This is a genomic window from Verrucomicrobiota bacterium (assembly GCA_037139415.1).
In the GTDB taxonomy this organism is placed as follows: Bacteria; Verrucomicrobiota; Verrucomicrobiia; order Limisphaerales; family Fontisphaeraceae; genus JBAXGN01.
In genome coordinates, this window is record JBAXGN010000364.1 from 1 (window position 1) to 2,212 (window position 2,212).

Here is a 2,212-nt window from a genome sequence, read left to right on the forward strand (position 1 = left end):
TTATTCAAAAACCTGCAAAAAATCCGCATTGTTAAGTCCGACAGGCTGCTAGGGAACTTGCAGCTTCCGGCTTTAAGCATAGCAAAATTACAGGCCATTGGAAAGATCATAGCAATCTCTGTTGCGACTGGCGCTGTGTTGAGTGGCGACAGAGGACAGAAGGTGCCATACTTCCGCTATGACATAAGTCCCGGAATTACATCTTTCGGTCCGGGGACGGATGTTACATCAAGACCGGACCTTACGTGGTCAGAAGCCGTGTCTATCACCTATTTTAGAAATATCAGCGTTCTTTACATGTACACGATCCTTGCTGGGCCTGGCGAAGTTGGTCCCCACCCTGATGGCCCCATGGTATTTGGTAAACCGCAGTTCCAACTTCGAAAAACCATCTTGTTTCCTGATGTCATCCAAACTAGGGTTCTAAGGAAAGGGCAAGACTAAATGCCATTTTCACTGAATATCGAGAGCCTAATAGGCAAGCCGTTAAATATCGTACCAAACCTAGGTTTTGGTGGTTGGCGGCTGACGTTTGGTGACGAGATCATCGAGGAGATCACCACGCCCCAACCATTTCAAGCGCAGATTAGCGACTTGCTTTACATTAATCATCAGATAGTTGCAGTCCTTGCTACCATTGACTTGACGATCGAGAAACGTCGGTTCCTTTGGGGTTACTTCGGATGCCGTACCGACTCGTTGATCGATCTGCGGGAGCGGTCAGTCGGTTGCAATATTCTTCTTTCTGACACAAAACCCTATTTGAGCGATACGGTTGCTTATCCAGATCCTCAGAACACCAGAACGCCATCTCGGATCGAGTTACGCGGCCAAGGGCGGGTGTCGTTGGAACGCTCATGAACGTAAAGGCACTAAAGAACTTGAATGAACTTTCTTGAAACAGGAAGCACTCCATTTGTGAATGGGGCCGATGGCTTGCGGCAACAGCCTTCATGACATCCAAATTAAAGTAATGAGCTATTTGCCTCCAACAGCAGTTCGATTTGTGGCCGAAGAAGACCTGGATAGCTTTGCTGCCGAGATCTTATCCATATACGAGTCTTTGCGAAAGGTTGTCGGAAAAACGAATGCCGAGACTGTCCGGAAAAGGGGTCAAACTATAACAATGGCCTAGTTTCATCTGATTTTTCCTTTCGTTTTCTTTGTTGCAGTCGCGTCGTGGTGCTTTTCCAACTGCCCAGGTGCAACCGGGCTGCAATGGCTTTGATCGTCAATGTCGTTTCCCGCCGCAACCGGGCCGCCACCGCCACCTTTTCCGGATCACTCTTGGTCCGGTGCTCCAAATCCACCCGGGTCCAACCCAATCGTTTTAGTTCCTCGTCAATAATGCGTTCGGCCTTGGCTTCCGCGCTCTCCCGCCGCAGTTCCCCGGCATGATGTTCCCCCAACTGCCCGGCCATCCGGTCCAGCAATTCCTGTCGAAAGGTTTCCGGCCCGAGACACCATCCCCGCCGCAATGGCTCCCATTCCGTACCATCGCTTTCCCGCGCCCGCATGGTTTCCATCCGCCGCTCGAATTCCTGCCGCCCCGCCGCCGTATCGGTCGGAATTCCATGTTCCCCCATTAACCGGTCCACCCGCACCCAAGCCGGACGGTGCGCCGGGGACGCCAAGTACCAGGCAAACCTGCTCCAAGGATAACTCAATAACCGGTCTTCCACCGTCAAAAGCCTGGCCCGCACCGGATTCAAGTGTGCGTAATCGTAGACCGTTTTCAGGTAGCCGCGGCTATTCCCATCCACGATCAGCGCTTTGTAGCGTCCGCTAAACACATGGCCGAAGAGCTTGCGCCGATGATTCAGGCGCAGCGTGTAGGTGCTCAAGAGTCAGCGCATCCCGGCCACCAGGTTGCCTTGGGGAGTTTCCACCACCAAATGGAAGTGATTACGCATGAGACAATAGGCGTGGACTTGGAAATCCGCCTTTTGACAGGCTTCCGCAAGGGTTTTGAGGAAATCCTGACGGTCCACCTCGTCGTGGAAGATGTCTTCCCGCCGATCCCCACGCGACATCACATGGTAGATGGCCCCGGGATATTCAACGCGCAATTGCCGTGGCATGGTGGGAAGTTATACTGTTTTCTCTAAATAGTCAAGTCATTGTTATAGTTTGACCCCTTTTTTATCAAGATAGGCCACCCCCTCGACCAGATAGTTGCGGCCTTCAAATTGTTCATAGACCTTGTACACCG

At 51.9% G+C, this 2,212-nt stretch carries 4 protein-coding genes; 2 read left to right on the top strand and 2 right to left on the bottom strand.

Going from position 1 to position 2,212, the window contains the following annotated elements:
- Both WCO56_29685 and WCO56_29690 read left to right on the top strand, forming a co-directional pair.
- Positions 1-444 (top strand): hypothetical protein (locus WCO56_29685; protein ID MEI7733774.1); only part of this gene is annotated, 444 nt, incomplete at its 5' end.
- Complete coding sequence (locus WCO56_29690; protein MEI7733775.1) at positions 445-861, top strand: hypothetical protein; 417 nt, start codon at positions 445-447, stop codon at positions 859-861.
- Between the two features lie 257 nt (positions 862-1,118).
- On the opposite strand, the gene WCO56_29695 is transcribed toward WCO56_29690, so the two are convergent.
- Together WCO56_29695 and WCO56_29700 are read right to left on the bottom strand one after the other, a co-directional pair.
- The gene (locus tag WCO56_29695) at positions 1,119-1,844 is read right to left on the bottom strand and encodes a hypothetical protein (GenBank protein MEI7733776.1); all 726 of its coding nucleotides are present in this window, start codon (positions 1,842-1,844) and stop codon (positions 1,119-1,121) included.
- A gap of 3 nt (positions 1,845-1,847) precedes the next feature.
- The gene (locus WCO56_29700) at positions 1,848-2,081 is read right to left on the bottom strand and encodes a transposase (GenBank protein MEI7733777.1); all 234 of its coding nucleotides are present in this window, start codon (positions 2,079-2,081) and stop codon (positions 1,848-1,850) included.
- Positions 2,082-2,212: the final 131 nt, after the last annotated feature.